Here is a 16,609-nt window from a genome sequence, read left to right on the forward strand (position 1 = left end):
ATTTGAGGTATATGAGAAATCCTGGCTTCGACCGCAGCCTTTGTCCGGTCGCCCGCACCGTGGAACGGGTCGGCGACCCTTGGAGCCTGATGATCCTGCGCGACGCGATGCACGGCCTCAGCCGCTTCGATCAGTTCCGCATTAGCCTGGGCATCGCCCCCAACATCCTGGCCGACCGGCTGGATCGCCTGGTGGCGGCCGGCCTGCTGGAGCGACGACGCTACAGCCAGCGTCCGCCGCGCGACGAGTATGTGCTGACCGAAATGGGCCGGGACTTTCGGCCCGTGCTGCTGGCGATCATGGCCTTCGGCAACCGCCACTTCGCCAAGGAAGGCATGGCGAGCCAGCTTGTGGATGCGGCCACCGGCGTTCCGGCCGAACCCGTGCTGGTGGACGCCAGGACCGGCCGGAGCGTCGACGGCCCCGGCTTCCGCCTCGCCGCCGGGCCCGCGGCCGATGACCAGGTGCGCGCCCGGATGGCGTTCGCCGATGGGATGACTGGGGCCTAGCGAGCCTTGCGGGCGGCGTAGCGGGCGTCGCGCTTGGACTGGGCCTCGGCCTTGGTGAGCTGCTTGCGCTCCTTGCGCGCGCCCCGCTTTTCGGCGAGGGCGGCCTCCTCGTCGGCGACCACCGCGGCGGCGGCGGCGGCGACCTTGTCGGCCGCGGCGGCCCGGGCGGCTTCCTTGTCGTCGGCGCGGGCCTGGCGAACGGCCTTCAGCTCGGCCTCGCGCAGAACCGCGCGGCTCTCGGACGGCGGGGCGGTGACGGTGGGCTTGGGCTTCATCTTCGCCAGCAGGGCGGCCTTGGCGTCCGCGGCGGCGGCCAGGCGATCGGTCAGGCCGGAGCCCTTGAGGTCTCTTGCGGACATGGACAACTTTTCAGATGGGTCGCCGCGATTGCGCGACGCCCGCACCCTTACAGCATTTCCCCGGCCGGAGCCCGCTGAAAGCCCGCGAGCCTAGCCGCGGAGCTTCCGGAGCAGGACGTCGGTGTCCCGGGCGATCGCCGGATCCTCGGCCTTCAGGGACTCGATGCGGCGCACGGCATGCAGCACCGTCGTGTGGTCGCGCCCGCCGAACCGGCGGCCGATGTCCGGCAGCGACCGCGTGGTGATCTGCTTGGCGAGCCACATGGCGACCTGGCGGGGCCGCGCCACCGCGCGCGCGCGGCGCTCGGAGATCAGGTCGGCCTGCTTCAGCCCATAGTGCTCGGCGACGGTCTTCTGGATCTGGTCCACCGTCACCTTGCGCTCGTTGCACGACAGGTGCGGGCGAAGGATCGTTTGGGCCTCATCGAGGGTCAGGCGGGCGAGATCGCCGCCGACCCGGGCCACCAGGGTGTTCAGCGCGCCCTCAAGTTCGCGCACGCTGTCGGTGAAACGGTCGGCCAGGAACTGCATGACCTCGGGCTTCGAGGCCGGCAGGAAGCCGCCCTGCTGAGCCAGCGTCTGCAGCTTGCGGTCCAGGATGCCCAGGCGAAGGGCGCGGTCCGCCGGCTCGATGCCGCAGACCAGGCCGGCTTGCAGATGCGAGCGCAGGCGCGGCTCCATTTCCGACAGCTCGGTCGGCGAGCGGTCGGCGGTCATGACCACCCGGCGGCCGTCTTCGACCAGCGCGATCAGGGTGTGGAACAGTTCCTCCTGCGTCGAAGTCTTTCCGGCCACGAAGTGGACGTCGTCGATCAGCAGCAGGTCGGCGTTGCGCAACTCGTCCTTGAAGGCCGCCGTCTGCTTGTCCTGTAGGGCGCGCACGAAGGTCGATGTGAACCGCTCGGCGCTCAGGTGGACGACGCGCTTGGTCGGCTCATTGCGCATGGCTTCCCAGGCGAGCGCGTTCAAAAGGTGGGTCTTCCCGAAGCCATAGGGGCCGTGGAACATCACCGGGTTGAAGTGGCCGTCCGACCAGGACGCCACGCGGCGGGCCACGGCGAAGGCGAATTCGTTGGAGGGTCCCTGGACGAAGGTATCGAAGGAGAACCGTTCCTGCAGGCCGGCGAGCCGGCCCTGGCGGGCGGCGACCGGAACGGCCTCGGCCTCGATCTCGAAGACATCGGGCGCGACCGGGATCGGAGCCTTGGCTGGGGGCGCGAGCCCCGGCGCGGCGGCGATCAGGCCGGCGGAATCGAATTCCATCCGCGACTTCAGATCGAGCGTCCGGCCGAGCGGATCGTTCTGCGCCCAGAGTTCGCCGATCCGGCGCCAGGCATGGCGGGCGATCCAGTCGCGGGCGACGCCGGTCGCGGCCACCAGGCACACCTCGTCCCCGGTCTCCCGCAGCGCCGCCTGGCCCAGCCAGGAGCCGAACGTCGCTTCACCCAGCTCGCGTTTCAAGACCATGCAGGTCTTCGTCCACACGACTCCGGCCGGTGCGCTCGCCATTGCTCCCGCAGCCCCCCCGCTCATCATCTTTGCCAACCCCATCCTGCCCGCCTCACGGTCCCAGCCCCACGCAGAGACCGCGCCTTTTCTCAACACAAACAGGCTCTTATCCGGCGAACGCTTTCGCTCCGCCGGCGCCCCGTTTCAATCCGGGATCAGATGGAAGACGCCTGTAAGGAAGCTGACACTAGTCGGGGCCCGAGGCCGGTCAACGGTGATTCTTCAACGCCCGGAACGATATTTTCGTTGACTCGCGCCGAGCCCTTTTGGGGCCAAGGGAAACGCCGATTTCCGTTCCGTGAGCTGAGTAGATTCGTCGCATTGGTCGCACCCCACGACTCTCCTCAGACGCGAAAACGGCGCCGCGAGGGGCGCCGTTCAGCGGTTCAATTTACGATCGGAGATGCCGGGTTTCCCGGCGCGGCGCCGTAAGTCAGGCGGCGGACATCTTCTTTAGCTGGGCGGCCAGACGCGAGACCTTCCGCGAGCCGGTGTTCTTGTGCACCACGCCCTTGGTCACGGCGCGCATCAGCTCCGACTGGGCCTTCACAAAGGCGTCCTTGGCGGCCGCGGCGTCGCCCGAGGTCAGCGCTTCGTCGAACTTGCGCAGGAAGGTGCGCACGCGCGAACGGCGGTTGGTGTTGACTTCGGTTCGGCGGGCGATCTTGCGGACCGCCTTCTTGGAGCCGGGCGTATTGGCCATTCTCTAGAGCTCTTCAAACGAACGCGCCCGGCGAGCCGGGGCGGGGAAAATCGGAGGCGCGGATATACGGGAGGCGGAGCGGCGGGTCAATGGAAGCGGCCCGCAATTCGCACGCCTATTTCGCCCGCCTCTACTTGCCGGTGAACTTGGCCGGCCGCTTCTCGACGAAAGCCGCCATGCCTTCCTTCTGGTCGTCGAAGGCGAACAGCGAATGGAACAGGCGCCGCTCGGTCTTCACGCCCTGGCTGAGCGGGGTTTCATAGGCCGCATTGACCAGCTCCTTGGCGATCATCACGGAGTTGGGTGACAGGGCCGCGATCTTCGCCGCCGCTTCCATGGCCGTCGAAATAAGCTCCGCAAGCGGAACGACCCGGCTGACCAGGCCACAGCGCTCGGCCTCGCCCGCATCCATCATCCGGGCGGTCAGGATCATGTCCATGGCCTTTGATTTGCCGGCGAAACGGGTCAGGCGCTGGGTGCCGCCTGCCCCGGGGATGACGCCCAGGTTGATCTCCGGCTGGCCGAACTTGGCGTTGTCGGCGGCGATGATGAAGTCGCACATCATGGCGAGCTCGCAGCCGCCGCCGAGCGCGTAGCCCGCGACCGCGGCGACCACCGGCTTGCGGCAGCGCGTCACGCGTTCCCAGTTGCGGGTGATGAAGTCCTCGGTGAAGACCTCGGCGTAGCTCTTCGACGCCATCTCCTTGATGTCGGCGCCGGCGGCAAAGGCGCGGTCCGACCCGGTGATCACCACGCAGCGGACGGTGGGATCGGCCTCGGTTTCGTCGAGGACCGCCGTCAGTTCGTCCATCAGCTGGCCGTTCAGCGCGTTCAGCGCCTCGGGGCGGTTAAGCCGGACCAGGGTCACGGCGTCATGCCGTTCCACGATCAGGGTCTGAAGGGTCATCGGCGGGCTCCTCGGCGGGGTCAGGCTGCCGCCTTAAGGCCCCGTGACGGAATAGCCAAGGGCGCGAAGTCGGGCGGGCACCCCGTCCGGGCCGATCAGGTGGCCGATGCCGACCACGACGACGGTGCGTCCATGGCCCTTCAGGCGGGCGTCCAGCACCTTGGTCCAGCGGGCATTGCGGTCGGTGACCAGCCGCTGGAAGAGCCCCGGCGTGGTGTCGCGGATCGGCGCCAGGGCCTCGCGGTCCAGCACCTTGACGTCGCCGTCCGTCCAGGCCTTCACCAGCGTCTGGAACTCGTCCGGCTTCTCGTCCATCTCGTGCAGGGTCTCGCGCAGGGAGGCGATCTGCTCCCCCATCGAGCCGCCGGAGAGCAGGGCGACCTGCTCGGCCGGGGTCTCGAAGGCCCGCCGCCTGGCCTTGGGCGTCGCCATGGCCGCGATGGTCTGTTCGACGCCGGACGCAGCGTCAGCGCCCAGCCGGCGATAGGCGCCGCCGGCCAGCGCGATCTCCGCCAGCCAGGGCTGCAATCGGTCGAGCAGCACCGGCGAGACGTCATAGGCCGCGGCCACCTTGCTCATCAGCTCGGCGTCCTTCGGCGGCAGCAGCTTGAACAACGACTGGTCAGGCGGCAGCACGCCGGCCTTGGTGGCGAGGCTCGAGGTGACCGCCTCGCTCTTGGCGTCGATCGGCAGTTCGAACCAGATGTCGTCGGCGGCCTTCAGCGCCCGGTCGAGCGCCGGCGGGGTCCAGTCGAGGCCGCGCGGCAGGATGTGCACCGAGCCGAACAGCACGAGCTCGGAGTTCTTGTCCTTGACCACCCAGACCGGAGGCTCCGCCGCCGCGGCGTCCGCGAAGGCCAGGCCGGCCAGCAGGGCCAGGATCGAAGTCCGCAGGCGGCTCACTTCTGGCAGGCCGGGCAATAGAAGGTCGAACGGCCCGCCTGGACCTTGCGGGCGATCACCCCGACGCCGGGGTCGTTGAAGCAGGGCTCGCCCTCGCGGTCGTAGACCCGGAAGCGGTGCTGGAAGTAGCCCAGCGCGCCGTCGGTCTGGGCGAAGTCGCGCAGCGTCGAACCGCCCGCCGCGATCGCCTCGCTCAGCACAGCGCGGATCTCGATGACCAGCGTCTCCAGGCGCGGCTTGGAAATGCCGCCGGCCGCCTTGAATGGCGAGATGCGGGCGCGGTTGAGCGCCTCGCAGACATAGATGTTGCCGAGGCCCGCGACGATCCGCTGGTCGAGCAGCAGGGTCTTGGGCCCCTGCTTGCGGCCGGCGAAGGCGGCTTTCAGGCGATCGGCGTCGAACTGGTCGGAGAGCGGCTCCGGCCCCAGGCCCGCGAACCAGGGGTGCAGATGCAGGGTCGCGGTGTTGACCAACGCCATGTATCCGAACCGGCGGGGGTCGTAATAGGTCACGCGCACGCCAGCCTCGGTCTCGAAGACGATGTGGGCGTGCTTGGGATCCGGGTCGGGCGCGTAGTGAAAATGGCCCGGCCGTTCCTCGCCATCCGGGTGCGCGATCTCGAAGCGGCCGCTCATGCCCAGGTGCATGACCAGGGTGTCCTCGCGGTCGAGGGCGGCCAGCAGATATTTGGCCCGGCGGCTCAGGCGGGTGACCGTCGCCCCGGTCAGGACCTGGACGAAGTTCTCGGGGAGCGGGAAGCGCAGGTCGGGGCGCCGCGCCTCGACGCGGGCCAGGCGGTGGCCTTCCAGCACGGGCGCAAGGCCGCCCCGCACCGTCTCGACCTCGGGAAGTTCGGGCATGGGTCTGGCTTGGCACGACGGGCGCGGCGCGCCAAGAGCCTTGGAGCGCCGCAGGCGTAGGGCTAAGACGCACGCCATGACCGGACCTGCCGCCACCTTCGGCTTCCGCGACGTGGACCCGAGCGAGAAGCCCGGCCTAGTGCGGGGCGTCTTCGACCGCGTGGCGCGCCGCTACGACCTGATGAACGACCTGATGAGCGGCGGCGTCCACCGGCTCTGGAAGGACGCCGTGGCCGCGCGCCTCAATCCGCAGCCGGGTGAGACCATCATCGATTGCGCCGGCGGCACCGGCGACATGGCCCGGCGCTTCGCCCGGATGGCGCGGCGGGCGCAGCTGCGCCGCGGCGGCGCCGACGCCAGGGTCGTGGTCGTCGACTACAACGCCGAGATGGTCGCCGCCGGCCGCGAGAAGGGCTCCGAGCCCGAGATCTGCTGGGCGGTGGGCGATGCGCAGCGCCTGCCGCTGCCGGACGCCAGCGCCGAGGCCTATGTGATCGCCTTCGGCATCCGCAACGTCACCGATATCGCGGGCGCGCTCAGGGAGGCCCGCCGCGTGCTGAGGCCGGGTGGCCGGTTCCTCTGCCTGGAGTTCTCGCGGCCGGTCACCGAGGCCCTCCAGAAGGCCTACGACGCCTATTCCTTCAAGGTGATCCCGGAGATCGGCGCGCGGGTCGGCGGCGACCGCGAGGCCTATCAGTACCTGGTGGAGAGCATCCGCCGGTTCCCCGACCAGCGCCGGTTCGCGGCCATGATCGGCGAGGCGGGCTTCGGACGGGTCGAATATACCAACTTCACCGGCGGCGTGGCGGCCCTGCACACCGGCCGGGCGATCTAGCGAAATGGGCTGGGCCCTCCTTTGGTGATCGGCGGCGCGTTTGGCCGCATGACGGGCGCGGCCTGGGTCCTGGTCCGCAACGACGCCCTGTTGCCGCGCGAACTCGACGCCCTCTATCCGCCGTCGGTGAGCACGCTCGCCAAGACCCTGCGCCTCTTCGCCGGCCGCGGGGCCAAAAGCGGCCGGCCCGGCGAGCGCCTGGCGCGGTCGCTGGAGGGCATGGGGCCGGTGGCGATCAAGCTCGGCCAGCTCCTGTCGACGCGCGGCGACTTCTTCGGCCGCGAGTTCGCCGAGGACATGTCGCGGCTGAAGGACAAGCTGCCGCCCTTCCCGACCGCGGTCGCCCGCGCCGAGGTCGAGCACGCGCTCGGGCGCACCGTGGAGAGTCTCTACGCCGATTTCGGCGAGCCGATCGCCGCGGCCTCGCTCGCCCAGGCGCACGAGGCCAGGCTGCTGGACGGCCGCAAGGTGGCGGTGAAGGTGCTGCGGCCCGGGATCGAGCGGCGGGTCGCCGAGGATGGCGAGGGCCTGGCGCTGGCCGCGCGGCTGATCGACCGCTGGGTCCCGGCGGCGCGGCGCCTCGAGCCCAGGGCCTTCGCCGAGACCGTGATCCGCGCGACGGTGCTGGAGCTCGACCTGCGGCTGGAGGCGGCCGGCGCCGACGAGCTGCGCGAGGTCATGGCGCTCGACGGCTACATGAGCGCGCCGGCGATCGTCTGGGAGGGCGTCGGCAAGCGGGTTCTCACCATGGAGTGGGCCAGGGGCTGGCCGCTCTCCGATCCCGCCGCCCTGACCCAACCCGGCCTCGACCACCAGGCCATGGCCGACAACCTGATCCGCGCCTTCCTGTCCCAGGCCCTCGACCATGGGGTGTTCCACGCCGACCTGCACGAGGGGAACCTGTTCGCGGCTGCCCCGGCGCAGCTCACCGCCGTCGACTTCGGGATCATCGGCCGCATCGGGCCGGCGGAGCGGCGCTATCTGGGGGAGATCCTCTGGGGCTTCCTGAACAAGGACTACGACGGCGTGGCCCGGACCCATTTCGCGGCGGGCTATGTGCCGGCGCGCCACAGCGTGGCGGCCTTCGCCCAGGCGTTGCGCGCGGTGGGCGAGCCGGTCTTCGGCCGCAAGGCCAGCGAGGTGCCGATGAGCCGCGTCCTGATGCAGCTCTTCGAGATCACCGCGCTCTACGACATGCACCTGCGTCCCGAGCTGGTGCTGCTGCAGAAGACCATGATGACCGTCGAGGGCGTCGCCCGTCGCATCCAGCCGGACCACGACATCTGGACCGCCGCCGACCCGGTGGTGCGCCGCTGGATGGCCCGCGAACTCTCGCCCGCCGCCCGGGTCAAGCGCTTCGCCGGCGAGGCCGCCGCGGCGCTGCAGAACCTCGCCCGGCTGATCGAAAATCCGCCGACGCCGGCGACGCTCGAGGTGCGCGAGGTGCGCGGCGAACGCTCGGCGCTCCTGTGGTTCGCGGTGGGGGCGGTGGTGTCGGGCGCGGCGTTCCTTGCGGCGCTCTACCTCGCCTGACCGCTAGCCTTCGAGCTTGGTCCGCGCCATCCATTCGGCCTGGGTCAGCCGCTCGATCCCGTCCTCGCCGAACAGTTCCATCTGGCCGTTGCGGAAGACCGTCGTCCTGCCGATCGTCGGCATGTCGGCCACCTCGATCGGATCCCGCCGCCCGGCGGTCAGGTAGACGAGGTCGCCCGGCCCCTTGGACCTCAGCGAATGGACCACCCCGTCGATGGGGAAGCCCACGAAGTCGCCGGGCCCGACCGGATGGCTGACCCCGTCCAGCACCATCTCGCCGGCGCCCTCCAGGATGAAGACGAATTCCTCCGACACCGAGTGGGCGTGCGGGATGAAGCTCTCCTTGCCGGGCGGGATACGGATCAGGTGCGCCCCGATCTGCTTCATGCCCGCCGGATCGCCCAACGAGACCATCCGCATGTCCGAGGCCGGATTGAACGGATGGCGGCCGCGCCAGACCTGCGACCAGTCGACCTGGCCGGTGCGCACGATGTGTTTGGGGTCCGCCATGGCGGGCCGTCAGGCCTGGTCGTCGTAGGACTTGGACCGCCGCCCGGCGCGGGCCGACTGGCTGTGCTCCTCGCGGTCCTTCTGCTTCTGCCAATAGGCCATCCCGTCGTCCGGCTTGAACATGGTGCGCGGCGCGCCCTCCTTGTTCGCCACGGCGAAGACATTGCCCTTGGGGTCGTAGAACAGGGTGTCGCCGTTCTTGCGGGTCAGCGTCAGCGTGCCCTTGGGCGGATGGCCCACGAAGGCGTGCGCCTTCTTGACGAACTGATCGAGGTTCTTGGCCTGGAAGGCCTCGCCATCCCGCTCGAACTGGCGTTGCGCGCCCTCTTCGGCGGAAAACCGCTTGCTGGGCGCCCAGACCGGCTTGCCGTCGTCGGCCGCGGCCACGACGTCCTTGCGGTGGTCGACCTGGGGCGCGTCGCCATTGCCGCGATTGGCGCCGTAGGACCTCTCCGGCGCATTGGCCGTGGCCATCTGCGTGCCCGCCGCCTGCTTGCTCACCGCCGAGGGGCCGTTGTCGCAGGCGCCGAGCAGCGCCAGCGCCGAAATTCCAAGCGCCAGGGACAGCGCCGTCTTCAACCCAGCCATGGTTCTTTCTCCAAAAACAGCAGAGCTTGCGAACAAAGAAAGAACAACCTGAAACAATTGTCGAGTCGAATCTTGGCGGGTTTGTCCCGCGGCCCCATCTGGCCTAAGGCTGGCGCGCGTCGAATGAGGGGCGAGAGCCTTGAGCGAAAAGCGGATTCTCCTGATCGTCGGCGGCGGGATCGCGGCCTACAAGAGCCTCGAGCTGACCCGCATGCTGCGCAAGGCCGGCGTCGCCGTGCGCCCTATCCTGACCCGCGCGGGCGCCGCGTTCGTGACCCCGCTGTCGCTGGCGGCGCTCGCCGAGGACAAGGTTTATTCCGAGCTCTTCTCGCTCACCGATGAGGCGGAGATGGGCCATATCGAGCTGTCGCGCTCCGCCGATCTCGTCGTGGTCGCCCCGGCCACCGCCGACCTGATGGCCAAGGCCGCCCAGGGCCTGGCGAACGACCTCGCCTCCACCACCCTGCTCGCCACCGACAAGCCGGTGCTGATGGCGCCGGCCATGAACGTGCGGATGTGGGAGCACGCCGCGACCCGGCGGAACCTCGCGACCCTGACGGCCGACGGCGTCGCCTTCGTGGGCCCCGACGAGGGCGCCATGGCCTGTGGCGAATATGGCCCGGGGCGCATGGCCGAGCCGGCGGCGATCTTCGAGGCGATCATGGCGGCGCTGGGCGGGGGCGCCCGGCCGCTGGCCGGCAAGCGGGCCCTGGTCACCGCCGGCCCCACCGCCGAGCCCATCGACCCGGTGCGCATGCTGACCAACCGGTCTTCGGGCAAGCAGGGCTACGCCATCGCCCGCGCGCTCGCGGCCCTCGGCGCCGAGGTCACGCTGGTGAGCGGCCCGACCGCGCTCTCCGCCCCCGCCGGGGTGACGCGCGTGGACGTGGAGAGCGCCCGCGAGATGCTGGCGGCCTGCGAGGCGGCCCTGCCGGCCGACATCGCCGTCTGCGTCGCCGCCGTCGCCGACTGGCGCCCGGCCGACACCAGCGGGAAGAAGCTCAAGAAGGGGTCCGGCGCGCCCGAGCCCATCGCGCTCGTTGAAAACCCTGACATCCTCGCCACCCTGTCGAGGGGCGCGCGGCGCCCGCGGCTGGTAGTCGGCTTCGCCGCCGAGACCAACGACCTGGAGGCCCACGCCAAGGCCAAGCTCGGCAAGAAGGGCTGCGACTGGATCGTCGCCAATGATGTCAGTGTCGAGGGCGCAATGGGCGGCGATGACAACACCGTGGCCCTCGTCAGCGCCGGCGGAATCGAGCGATGGGACCGGATGGCCAAGGACGCCGTGGCGCGCCGGCTGGCCGATCGCATTGCCCAGGAGTTCGCGTGAACCCGACCGTCCCCATCGTCCGCCTGCCGCACGGCGAGGGCCTGCCCCTGCCGGCCTATGAGACCGCCCAGGCCGCCGGCATGGACCTGCGCGCCGCGGTGCCCGACGACGAGCCCCTGACGCTTCGCCCCGGCTCACGGTTCCCCGTGCCGACCGGCCTCGCCTTCGCCCTGCCGCCGGGGTTCGAGGGCCAGGTGCGGCCCCGTTCGGGCCTGGCGTTCAAGCACGGAGTCACCTGCCTCAACACCCCAGGCACCGTCGACGCCGACTACCGGGGCGAGGTGAAGGTGATCCTGATCAACCTCGGCGAAGAGGACTTCGTGATCCGGCGCGGCGAGCGCATCGCCCAGCTGGTGATCGCTCCCGTGGTCCAGGCCGTCTGGGCGGAGGTCGAGACCCTCGACGAGACGGCGCGCGGCGCCGGCGGCTTCGGCTCGACCGGCCGATGAGCGACAAGCCGTCCGCGAAGAAACGCCTGCCGCTGCGCTGGCTGTCGCTGGCGGAATTGGTGGGCATCGTGGCCGTGGCGATCGCGGCGCTCGGCTATTGGGACAGCCACCGTGAACGGGCCCAGACCGACCGCGAGCGCGCTGCCGCCGAGCAGGAGAAGAAGGCCGAGGCCAAGGCCGGCGCCCTGAAGCTCTCCTTCCTGATGACCGGGACCCCGGAGGCCGCTGGCGACCGGCTGCGGCTGGCGAGCGTGCATCCGGAACAGGTGATCCAGACCCAGGCGCTCAGCTTCCCGCGCGATGTGCGGGGCGATGCGGTCCAGACCACCGGCAATCCGCGCATCGAGGTGGGCTGGCTCGAAGGCGGCCTCGACAAGGCCCTGCGCGCTCGGGATTCCAACGGAGGCGCCAGGCCGCCGCACGGCCGCCTGCCGGTCGGGATCGAGACGGTCTTTATCGAGGACGGCCAGACCAAGACCGATCGGGCCGTCTATCTGGTGGGCTATAGCCTGCACTCGCGGGTGCTGCGCAGCGACAAGGTCGAGCTGGAGGGCCTCTCGCTGGTCCGGCGGGGCGTGGGCGAGGACCTTCAGGCCGCCGTTGACGGGGCCTGGGCGCGCCAGGCGCCGGCCCCCGCCAAGCCGTGAGGGGATCGAGCCTCGCCTCGGCGAACTACGAGCTCACCCCGCTGTCCTCCAGCGACCGCGCCGACCTCCTGGCCCACCTCTCCGACGGCCGCACCGTCGAACACATGGATATCGAGCCGCTGGCCGACCTCGCGGCCGCGGAGGCGGTGATCGACTGGGCAACCGGCCTCGCGGCCTCCGGCGACGGGATGCGCTGGGCGATCCGCGACCGCGCGGGCGCTTTCGTCGGCACGGCGGGGTTCAACGCGATCGTCCGAGAGCGCGGGTCGCGGGGCGAGGTCGCCTATGACGTGGTGCGCCCGCGCTGGCGGCAAGGGGTGATGGCCGAGGTGCTGCCGGTGGTGCTCCGCCACGGCTTTGGGGCGCTGGGCCTGCATCGCATCGAGGCCATGGTGACGCCCGGCAACGCCGCTTCAGCCGCTCTGCTGGAACGCCACGGCTTCCTGCGCGAGGCCGTGTTGCGCGACTACGCCTTCTGGAAGGGCCGCTACTGGGACCAGTGGCTCTACGCGCGGCTGGCGGACTAGATCGGCATCGCTGGGGCGATGTAGCCGCGGACGTTTTCCTCGATGGCCTGGGCGAGCGCCAGCATGCGCCCGTCACCCTTCAGCGGGCCGATCAGCTGCGCGCCCACCGGCCGGCCCGAGGCGGACGGACCGGCCGGGATCGCGGTCGCCGGCAGGTGCAGGGCGGTCGCCAGGGATATCCAGTTGAGCATCGAGGTGTAGGGCATGGCCTGGCCGTCCGAGGTGGTGAGCTTGCGCCGGCCGAAGGGGCGATGGTCATGCGGGAAGGCGGTGACCGGGGTGATCGGGGCCAGGATGGCGTCGAAACGGCCGAAGACCTCGGACATCTCGTGGCGCAGGCGCGCGCGCACCGCGTCGGCGGCCATCCATTCGCGGTGGGTGGCGGTGTAGGCGAGCGTCATCGCCGCGTTCGAGGTGGGCGCGGCGCCGCCGGCCATCCGCCAGCGCGCCCAGCCGCGCATCCGCTCGAGGTTGCGGAGCGTCGAGGCCGGCATGTCCTCGCCCAGCACCGCGCCCAGCAGGACCTGATAGGCGCCCATCAGGGTCGGCATGTGCACGGGCGAGGCGATGGGCGTGACCTGGGCGCCGGCCGCCGTCAGCTCCGCGGCGAAGCTCTCGATCGTCGCGCGGACCTCGGGGTCCAGCGGGAAGCTGGGCTCGTCCAGCCAGAGCGCGATCCTGGCCTCCTTCAGGTCCGAGGGCGGGGCCTTGGCGGCCAGCGGCCCGCCCTCCAGCACCGACAGCAGCAGTCGCAGGTCCCGCGCCGATCGGGCCATGGGTCCGATCACATTGAGGTCCCGCTGGCTCCACGAGCCGGGCGAGGGCGGCACGTGGCCGTGCTGGTCCACCAGGCCCCAGGTCGGCTTGTGGCTGTAGACCCCGCAGAAACTGGCCGGCACGCGCAGGCTGCCGCCGATGTCCGACCCGATCTCCAGCGCCGTGACGTCCGCCGCAAGCGCGGCCGCGGCCCCGCCGGAGGACCCGCCGGGGGTGCGGGCCTCGTCCCAAGGGTTGTTGGTCGTGCCGTAGAGGCCGTTGAAGGTCTGCCAGTCGCCGGCCATCACCGGGGTGTTGGTCTTGCCCCAGATCACCGCGCCGGCATACCGGGCGAGTTTCACCGCCGTGGCGTCCTCGGCCTGGCGCTGGCGCAGATGCTTCAGGCCCGAGGAGGCCGGCAGGCCGACCGCGTCCAGGGTGTCCTTCACCGTCATCGGCAGGCCGGCGAGCAGGCCCAGGGGCTCGCCCCGGGTCCGCAGGTCGTCGACCGCGCGGGCGCGCTCCATGGCCCGTTCGAGATCGACGGCGACGACCGCATTGATCCGGGCATGGGTCCGTTCGTGCTGCGCCAGGGCGGCCTTCAGGAGCTCGACGGCCGAGACCCGCTTGGCGGTCAGCGCCATGAGTTGGTCGGTGGCGTCGCGCTTGAGGACGTCGTCTACCATCAGGACCGCCCGGAAAAGCCCAGGACGTCGCGCATGTCGTACTGGCCGGGCGGGCGGCCGGCGACCCAGCGGACGGCGACGATGGCGCCGCGCGCGAAGAGGCCCCGGTCGCGCGCCGAATGCGACAGGGTGAAGCTCTCGTCTTCGGCGATGAAGCTGACGCTGTGCTCGCCGACGATGCCGCCGCCGCGCACGACGGAGAAGCCGATCTCGCCCGGCGTCCGCGCGCCGGTGATCCCGTCGCGCCCGCGCTTGGCGACCTTGGCCAGGGATACGCCCCGGCCGCGGGCGGCGGCTTCGCCCAGCATCAGGGCCGCGCCGGAAGGCGCGTCGATCTTGCGCCGGTGGTGCGCCTCGAAGACCTCGATGTCATAGGCCTCGGGGTCGAGGCGCCGCGCGGTCTGCTCGACGAACCCCAGCATCATGTTCAGCCCGAGCGAGAAATTGCCGGCGCGCACGATGGGGATCTTCAGCGCGGCGGATTCGATCGCCGCGATCTGGTGGGGCTCGAAGCCGGTGGCGCCCAGCAGCAGGGCCGGGCCGCCGCGTCCGGCGCAGACCTCGGCCAGGGCGGTCGAGGCGGCCGGCGTGCTGAAATCGACGACGACGTCGGCAATGGCCAGGGCCGCGTCCTGGCCGACGAGGCCCTCGCCGGTCAGGCCGGGCCGGTCGAAGCGCGCGGCCAGGACCAGGCCGGGCTCGGCCAGGACCGCGTCGCACATGGCCTGGCCCATGCGCCCCATCGCGCCGGCCACGGCGATCTTGATCTGGGTGTCGGGCAGCGGCGTCACTCCGGCGGGTCGCACAGGCGAGACGCTAGTCTCGCGAGCCCGCCCGCCGGGTCAACGACAAAGCTTGGCCCGGCCTAGGCGGCGACGCTCTCCTGAACCTTTGCCCAGGTGGTGTTCCGGACGCTGGGCCGTTCGTTCATGCGCTCCATCCAGCCCAGCAGGGGCGAGCCCGCCATCAGGTCGGCGCCTTCCGGCGTCTGGGCCAGGAAGTCGAAGTGGGCGATGGCGCAGAGGTCGGCCAGCGAGAGCGTATCGCCGGCGAAATAGGTCTTGGCGCCCAGGATGTCCTCCAGCGCGGCCACGCAGGTCCTGGCCATCGGCAGGGCGGCGGCGACGGCGTCCTCGTCCACCGGCATGCCGAACTGCGGCTTGACGAGGCGGTTGAAGCCGATGCCGGCGCTGATCGAGGGCATGACGTACCAGTCGATGATGTTCAGCACCTGGTTCATGCGCGCCTGGGCCTTGGGGTCGGCGGGCGTCAGGCTCGGGCCGTCGAAAGCCTGGTCGATGTAGCGGACGATGGCCTGGGCCTCGTAGAGCTTGAAGTCGCCGTGCTCGATCGCCGGGATGCGGCCGAAGGGCTGGCGGGCCAGATGCTCGGGCGACTTTGAATCGCCGAAGGCCAGGGCGACCAGGCGGTAGGGCGCGCCCTTCTCCTCGCAGACCAGCAGGGGCTTGCGCACATAGGGGCTGCCGGGGACGCCGTAGATGATGACTTGGGACATTTCGACCTCCGTGGAAGAATTGGTGTTTCAGGCGCCGGCGACAGCCTTGAAGCTGTCGAGGATCAGGCTCCAGCCGCCGTCCATCATGACGCGGGTGCGGTCCGCGGCCTCGCTGTCGCCGAAGCGCTCCAGGTCGCGGTGTTCGAAGTCGACCCGGGTCTCGCCGCCCGCCAGGGCGGTGAACCGCACCTCGACCTCGGTCGTGAGGTTCGGGTCGTAGGCCCAGTCGGCGCTGATCCGCCAGGCCAGCACCAGGCGGGCCGGCGGCTCCCAGGTCAGGACCTCGCCCCACATCGCCTCGCTGCCGTCCTCGAGCCGGCCGTACCAGCGGCCGCCGATGCCGGGCTCGAGGATGGCCGTCTTGAGCGGCGAGTCCCCGATGGAGTGCGACCTGGGCCACCAGCGGTCGAAGCCGTCGGTGAACACCGCGAACGCCTTTTCAGGCGTCGCGCGGACCGTGAAGGTCTTGGCGATGGCGGCAGGTTTGATCGTCTGGCTCACGGTCGGTCCTTGTCTTGGGGGTTGGCGTCGTCATCCGCGTGGCGTTCGACCTCGGCCACGAAGGCGTCGAGCGCGGTGTCCCAGAACTGGTCGAGCCAGGCGCGGATCTGCCCGAGCCCCTTGGGGTCGATCTGGTAGACGCGGCGCGCGCCATCCGGCTGATCGGTGACCAAGCCGGCCTCCTTCAGGACCTTCAGATGTTGGGAAACGGCAGGCCGGCTTACCGGCATGCCCCGCGCCAGATCGCCCACGGCCTGAGGCCCGCGCGCAAGGCGTTCGAACACCTCCCGGCGGGTTGGATCGGACAAGGCTGCGAAGGCAAGAGCGTTAGTCATGACTTACCGTAAGCCAGGACTAACAGGCGAGTCAAGCGGACTCAGCCAGAAAGGCGGGGAGCGGGCTTCAACCCGCCCCCGACTCCATCGGCGCTGCGGCTATTTCTTCGCCGGCAGCATCTTCTTGATTTCGGCCTGGGTGGCGTTGATGTTCGCAGCCCCGCCCTGCACGCCGAGCTTCGAGACGTCGACCGTGAAGGTGTCGGCGCCCATCTTGATCGTCGCCTGGTCGCCTTTGACGGCGGTGATCTGGCCGATGACGGTGCCGGTGTTGTCCTTCACCGACATGCCGCTGGCCACGTCGACACTGGCGCCGGCGTTGGCCGCGGCGTTGGTGCCGGTGGGGGCCGTCGCGCTCGGCGGAGCCGTGGTGCTGGGCGCGGTGGTCGTGGGCGCCTGGCTCGGCGAGCCGGACGCTGCGGGCGGCTGTGTCCCGGTGGTTTGGGGCGCGGTCTGCGGCGCGGCCTCTTTGGCGGCCCCGGACGAAGGCGTCTGGGCCAGGACCGGACTCGCAATGGCTAGGGCGGCGGCCAGCGCCGCATAGGAGAGCATCTTCTGCATGTTTCTTCCCGTCTGACATGCCCCCGGCCAGTCAGGTCATAGCGGGCGTGGCTGCGAATTGTTCCAAAATGGCAATCGTCCCGGC

Annotated in this window: 21 protein-coding genes; 7 read left to right on the forward strand and 14 right to left on the reverse strand. The window is 70.6% G+C overall.

Annotation, left to right across the window (positions count from 1 at the left end):
• The first annotated feature begins 11 nt into the window (after positions 1-11).
• Positions 12-509 (forward strand): winged helix-turn-helix transcriptional regulator, encoded by a 498-nt coding sequence (locus tag ACESMY_RS01565; protein ID WP_372781482.1) that lies wholly within the window; start codon positions 12-14, stop codon positions 507-509.
• On the opposite strand, the gene ACESMY_RS01570 is transcribed toward ACESMY_RS01565, so the two are convergent.
• The 6 genes from ACESMY_RS01570 to mutM form a co-directional block, all read right to left on the reverse strand.
• Positions 506-868 (reverse strand): DUF6481 family protein, encoded by a 363-nt coding sequence (locus tag ACESMY_RS01570; RefSeq protein WP_372781484.1) that lies wholly within the window; start codon positions 866-868, stop codon positions 506-508. The two genes, ACESMY_RS01565 and ACESMY_RS01570, sit on opposite strands and share 4 nt — an antisense overlap.
• Positions 869-958: 90 nt before the next feature.
• Positions 959-2,419: a chromosomal replication initiator protein DnaA gene (gene dnaA, locus ACESMY_RS01575; RefSeq protein ID WP_372781486.1), complete on the reverse strand. Its 1,461-nt coding sequence runs from the start codon at positions 2,417-2,419 to the stop codon at positions 959-961.
• 391 nt (positions 2,420-2,810) lie between these two features.
• The gene (rpsT, locus tag ACESMY_RS01580) at positions 2,811-3,080 is read right to left on the reverse strand and encodes a 30S ribosomal protein S20 (RefSeq protein WP_372781488.1); all 270 of its coding nucleotides are present in this window, start codon (positions 3,078-3,080) and stop codon (positions 2,811-2,813) included.
• 130 nt (positions 3,081-3,210) lie between these two features.
• Positions 3,211-3,987, reverse strand: coding sequence for an enoyl-CoA hydratase (locus tag ACESMY_RS01585; protein ID WP_372781490.1), 777 nt, complete (start codon positions 3,985-3,987; stop codon positions 3,211-3,213).
• 33 nt (positions 3,988-4,020) lie between these two features.
• A complete protein-coding gene (locus ACESMY_RS01590) occupies positions 4,021-4,890 on the reverse strand; it encodes a TraB/GumN family protein (protein WP_372781492.1) in 870 nt (289 codons plus the stop codon).
• Positions 4,887-5,750, reverse strand: coding sequence for a bifunctional DNA-formamidopyrimidine glycosylase/DNA-(apurinic or apyrimidinic site) lyase (mutM, locus tag ACESMY_RS01595; protein WP_372781494.1), 864 nt, complete (start codon positions 5,748-5,750; stop codon positions 4,887-4,889). Before mutM ends, ACESMY_RS01590 begins: the two co-directional genes overlap by 4 nt.
• Before the next feature lie 76 nt (positions 5,751-5,826).
• On the opposite strand from mutM, the gene ACESMY_RS01600 reads away from it, so the two are divergent.
• Together ACESMY_RS01600 and ubiB are read left to right on the forward strand one after the other, a co-directional pair.
• The gene (locus ACESMY_RS01600) at positions 5,827-6,585 is read left to right on the forward strand and encodes a class I SAM-dependent methyltransferase (RefSeq protein WP_372781496.1); all 759 of its coding nucleotides are present in this window, start codon (positions 5,827-5,829) and stop codon (positions 6,583-6,585) included.
• A gap of 48 nt (positions 6,586-6,633) precedes the next feature.
• Positions 6,634-8,118 carry a 2-polyprenylphenol 6-hydroxylase gene (ubiB, locus tag ACESMY_RS01605; RefSeq protein ID WP_372781498.1) on the forward strand — a complete coding sequence of 495 codons (1,485 nt, stop codon included), beginning with the start codon at positions 6,634-6,636 and terminating at the stop codon, positions 8,116-8,118.
• 3 nt (positions 8,119-8,121) lie between these two features.
• Here ubiB and ACESMY_RS01610 read toward each other — a convergent pair whose 3' ends face one another.
• Together ACESMY_RS01610 and ACESMY_RS01615 are read right to left on the reverse strand one after the other, a co-directional pair.
• A complete protein-coding gene (locus tag ACESMY_RS01610; RefSeq protein WP_372781500.1) occupies positions 8,122-8,628 on the reverse strand; it encodes a cupin domain-containing protein in 507 nt (168 codons plus the stop codon).
• Positions 8,629-8,637: 9 nt separating this feature from the next.
• Positions 8,638-9,216 carry a hypothetical protein gene (locus ACESMY_RS01615; RefSeq protein WP_372781502.1) on the reverse strand — a complete coding sequence of 193 codons (579 nt, stop codon included), beginning with the start codon at positions 9,214-9,216 and terminating at the stop codon, positions 8,638-8,640.
• A 139-nt stretch (positions 9,217-9,355) separates the two neighbouring features.
• On the opposite strand from ACESMY_RS01615, the gene coaBC reads away from it, so the two are divergent.
• From coaBC to ACESMY_RS01635, 4 genes are read left to right on the forward strand one after another with little or no spacing between them, the layout of a single operon-like run.
• Positions 9,356-10,546: a bifunctional phosphopantothenoylcysteine decarboxylase/phosphopantothenate--cysteine ligase CoaBC gene (gene coaBC, locus ACESMY_RS01620; RefSeq protein WP_372781504.1), complete on the forward strand. Its 1,191-nt coding sequence runs from the start codon at positions 9,356-9,358 to the stop codon at positions 10,544-10,546.
• A complete protein-coding gene (gene dut / locus ACESMY_RS01625) occupies positions 10,543-10,995 on the forward strand; it encodes a dUTP diphosphatase (protein ID WP_372781506.1) in 453 nt (150 codons plus the stop codon). The genes coaBC and dut overlap by 4 nt, the downstream gene beginning before the upstream one ends.
• A complete protein-coding gene (locus tag ACESMY_RS01630; protein WP_372781508.1) occupies positions 10,992-11,642 on the forward strand; it encodes a hypothetical protein in 651 nt (216 codons plus the stop codon). Before dut ends, ACESMY_RS01630 begins: the two co-directional genes overlap by 4 nt.
• The gene (locus tag ACESMY_RS01635; protein ID WP_372781510.1) at positions 11,639-12,169 is read left to right on the forward strand and encodes a GNAT family N-acetyltransferase; all 531 of its coding nucleotides are present in this window, start codon (positions 11,639-11,641) and stop codon (positions 12,167-12,169) included. The genes ACESMY_RS01630 and ACESMY_RS01635 overlap by 4 nt, the downstream gene beginning before the upstream one ends.
• Here ACESMY_RS01635 and ACESMY_RS01640 read toward each other — a convergent pair.
• From ACESMY_RS01640 to ACESMY_RS01665, 6 genes are all read right to left on the reverse strand, one after another.
• Positions 12,166-13,611 (reverse strand): amidase family protein, encoded by a 1,446-nt coding sequence (locus ACESMY_RS01640; RefSeq protein WP_372781512.1) that lies wholly within the window; start codon positions 13,609-13,611, stop codon positions 12,166-12,168. The two genes, ACESMY_RS01635 and ACESMY_RS01640, sit on opposite strands and share 4 nt — an antisense overlap.
• Entirely contained in the window at positions 13,611-14,417 is an 807-nt protein-coding gene (gene dapB / locus ACESMY_RS01645; protein WP_372781514.1) for a 4-hydroxy-tetrahydrodipicolinate reductase, read from the reverse strand. Before dapB ends, ACESMY_RS01640 begins: the two co-directional genes overlap by 1 nt.
• Before the next feature lie 59 nt (positions 14,418-14,476).
• On the reverse strand, positions 14,477-15,127 hold the full coding sequence (locus tag ACESMY_RS01650) for a glutathione S-transferase family protein (protein ID WP_372781516.1): 651 nt from the start codon (positions 15,125-15,127) through the stop codon (positions 14,477-14,479).
• A 27-nt stretch (positions 15,128-15,154) separates the two neighbouring features.
• Complete coding sequence (locus ACESMY_RS01655) at positions 15,155-15,628, reverse strand: SRPBCC family protein (RefSeq protein WP_372781518.1); 474 nt, start codon at positions 15,626-15,628, stop codon at positions 15,155-15,157.
• A complete protein-coding gene (locus tag ACESMY_RS01660) occupies positions 15,625-15,963 on the reverse strand; it encodes an ArsR/SmtB family transcription factor (protein ID WP_372781520.1) in 339 nt (112 codons plus the stop codon). Before ACESMY_RS01660 ends, ACESMY_RS01655 begins: the two co-directional genes overlap by 4 nt.
• A gap of 99 nt (positions 15,964-16,062) precedes the next feature.
• Positions 16,063-16,524: a hypothetical protein gene (locus ACESMY_RS01665; RefSeq protein ID WP_372781522.1), complete on the reverse strand. Its 462-nt coding sequence runs from the start codon at positions 16,522-16,524 to the stop codon at positions 16,063-16,065.
• Between the last annotated feature and the right edge of the window lie 85 nt (positions 16,525-16,609).

Origin of the sequence: Phenylobacterium sp., from assembly GCF_041691455.1 — a bacterium.
GTDB lineage: Bacteria > Pseudomonadota > Alphaproteobacteria > Caulobacterales > Caulobacteraceae > Phenylobacterium.

What these genes read in the sequence shown, in the direction of transcription:
- ACESMY_RS01565 (WP_372781482.1), top strand. Translation starts at nt 12, where the DNA reads ATGAGAAATCCTGGCTTCGACCGCAGCCTTTGTCCGGTCGCCCGCACC.
- ACESMY_RS01640 (WP_372781512.1), bottom strand. Translation starts at nt 13,611, where the DNA reads ATGGTAGACGACGTCCTCAAGCGCGACGCCACCGACCAACTCATGGCG.
- ACESMY_RS01660 (WP_372781520.1), bottom strand. Translation starts at nt 15,963, where the DNA reads ATGACTAACGCTCTTGCCTTCGCAGCCTTGTCCGATCCAACCCGCCGG.
- ACESMY_RS01665 (WP_372781522.1), bottom strand. Translation starts at nt 16,524, where the DNA reads ATGCAGAAGATGCTCTCCTATGCGGCGCTGGCCGCCGCCCTAGCCATT.
- mutM (WP_372781494.1), bottom strand. Translation starts at nt 5,750, where the DNA reads ATGCCCGAACTTCCCGAGGTCGAGACGGTGCGGGGCGGCCTTGCGCCC.
- ACESMY_RS01610 (WP_372781500.1), bottom strand. Translation starts at nt 8,628, where the DNA reads ATGGCGGACCCCAAACACATCGTGCGCACCGGCCAGGTCGACTGGTCG.
- dnaA (WP_372781486.1), bottom strand. Translation starts at nt 2,419, where the DNA reads ATGGGGTTGGCAAAGATGATGAGCGGGGGGGCTGCGGGAGCAATGGCG.
- ACESMY_RS01585 (WP_372781490.1), bottom strand. Translation starts at nt 3,987, where the DNA reads ATGACCCTTCAGACCCTGATCGTGGAACGGCATGACGCCGTGACCCTG.
- rpsT (WP_372781488.1), bottom strand. Translation starts at nt 3,080, where the DNA reads ATGGCCAATACGCCCGGCTCCAAGAAGGCGGTCCGCAAGATCGCCCGC.
- ACESMY_RS01570 (WP_372781484.1), bottom strand. Translation starts at nt 868, where the DNA reads ATGTCCGCAAGAGACCTCAAGGGCTCCGGCCTGACCGATCGCCTGGCC.
- ACESMY_RS01600 (WP_372781496.1), top strand. Translation starts at nt 5,827, where the DNA reads ATGACCGGACCTGCCGCCACCTTCGGCTTCCGCGACGTGGACCCGAGC.
- ubiB (WP_372781498.1), top strand. Translation starts at nt 6,634, where the DNA reads ATGACGGGCGCGGCCTGGGTCCTGGTCCGCAACGACGCCCTGTTGCCG.
- ACESMY_RS01615 (WP_372781502.1), bottom strand. Translation starts at nt 9,216, where the DNA reads ATGGCTGGGTTGAAGACGGCGCTGTCCCTGGCGCTTGGAATTTCGGCG.
- ACESMY_RS01650 (WP_372781516.1), bottom strand. Translation starts at nt 15,127, where the DNA reads ATGTCCCAAGTCATCATCTACGGCGTCCCCGGCAGCCCCTATGTGCGC.
- ACESMY_RS01630 (WP_372781508.1), top strand. Translation starts at nt 10,992, where the DNA reads ATGAGCGACAAGCCGTCCGCGAAGAAACGCCTGCCGCTGCGCTGGCTG.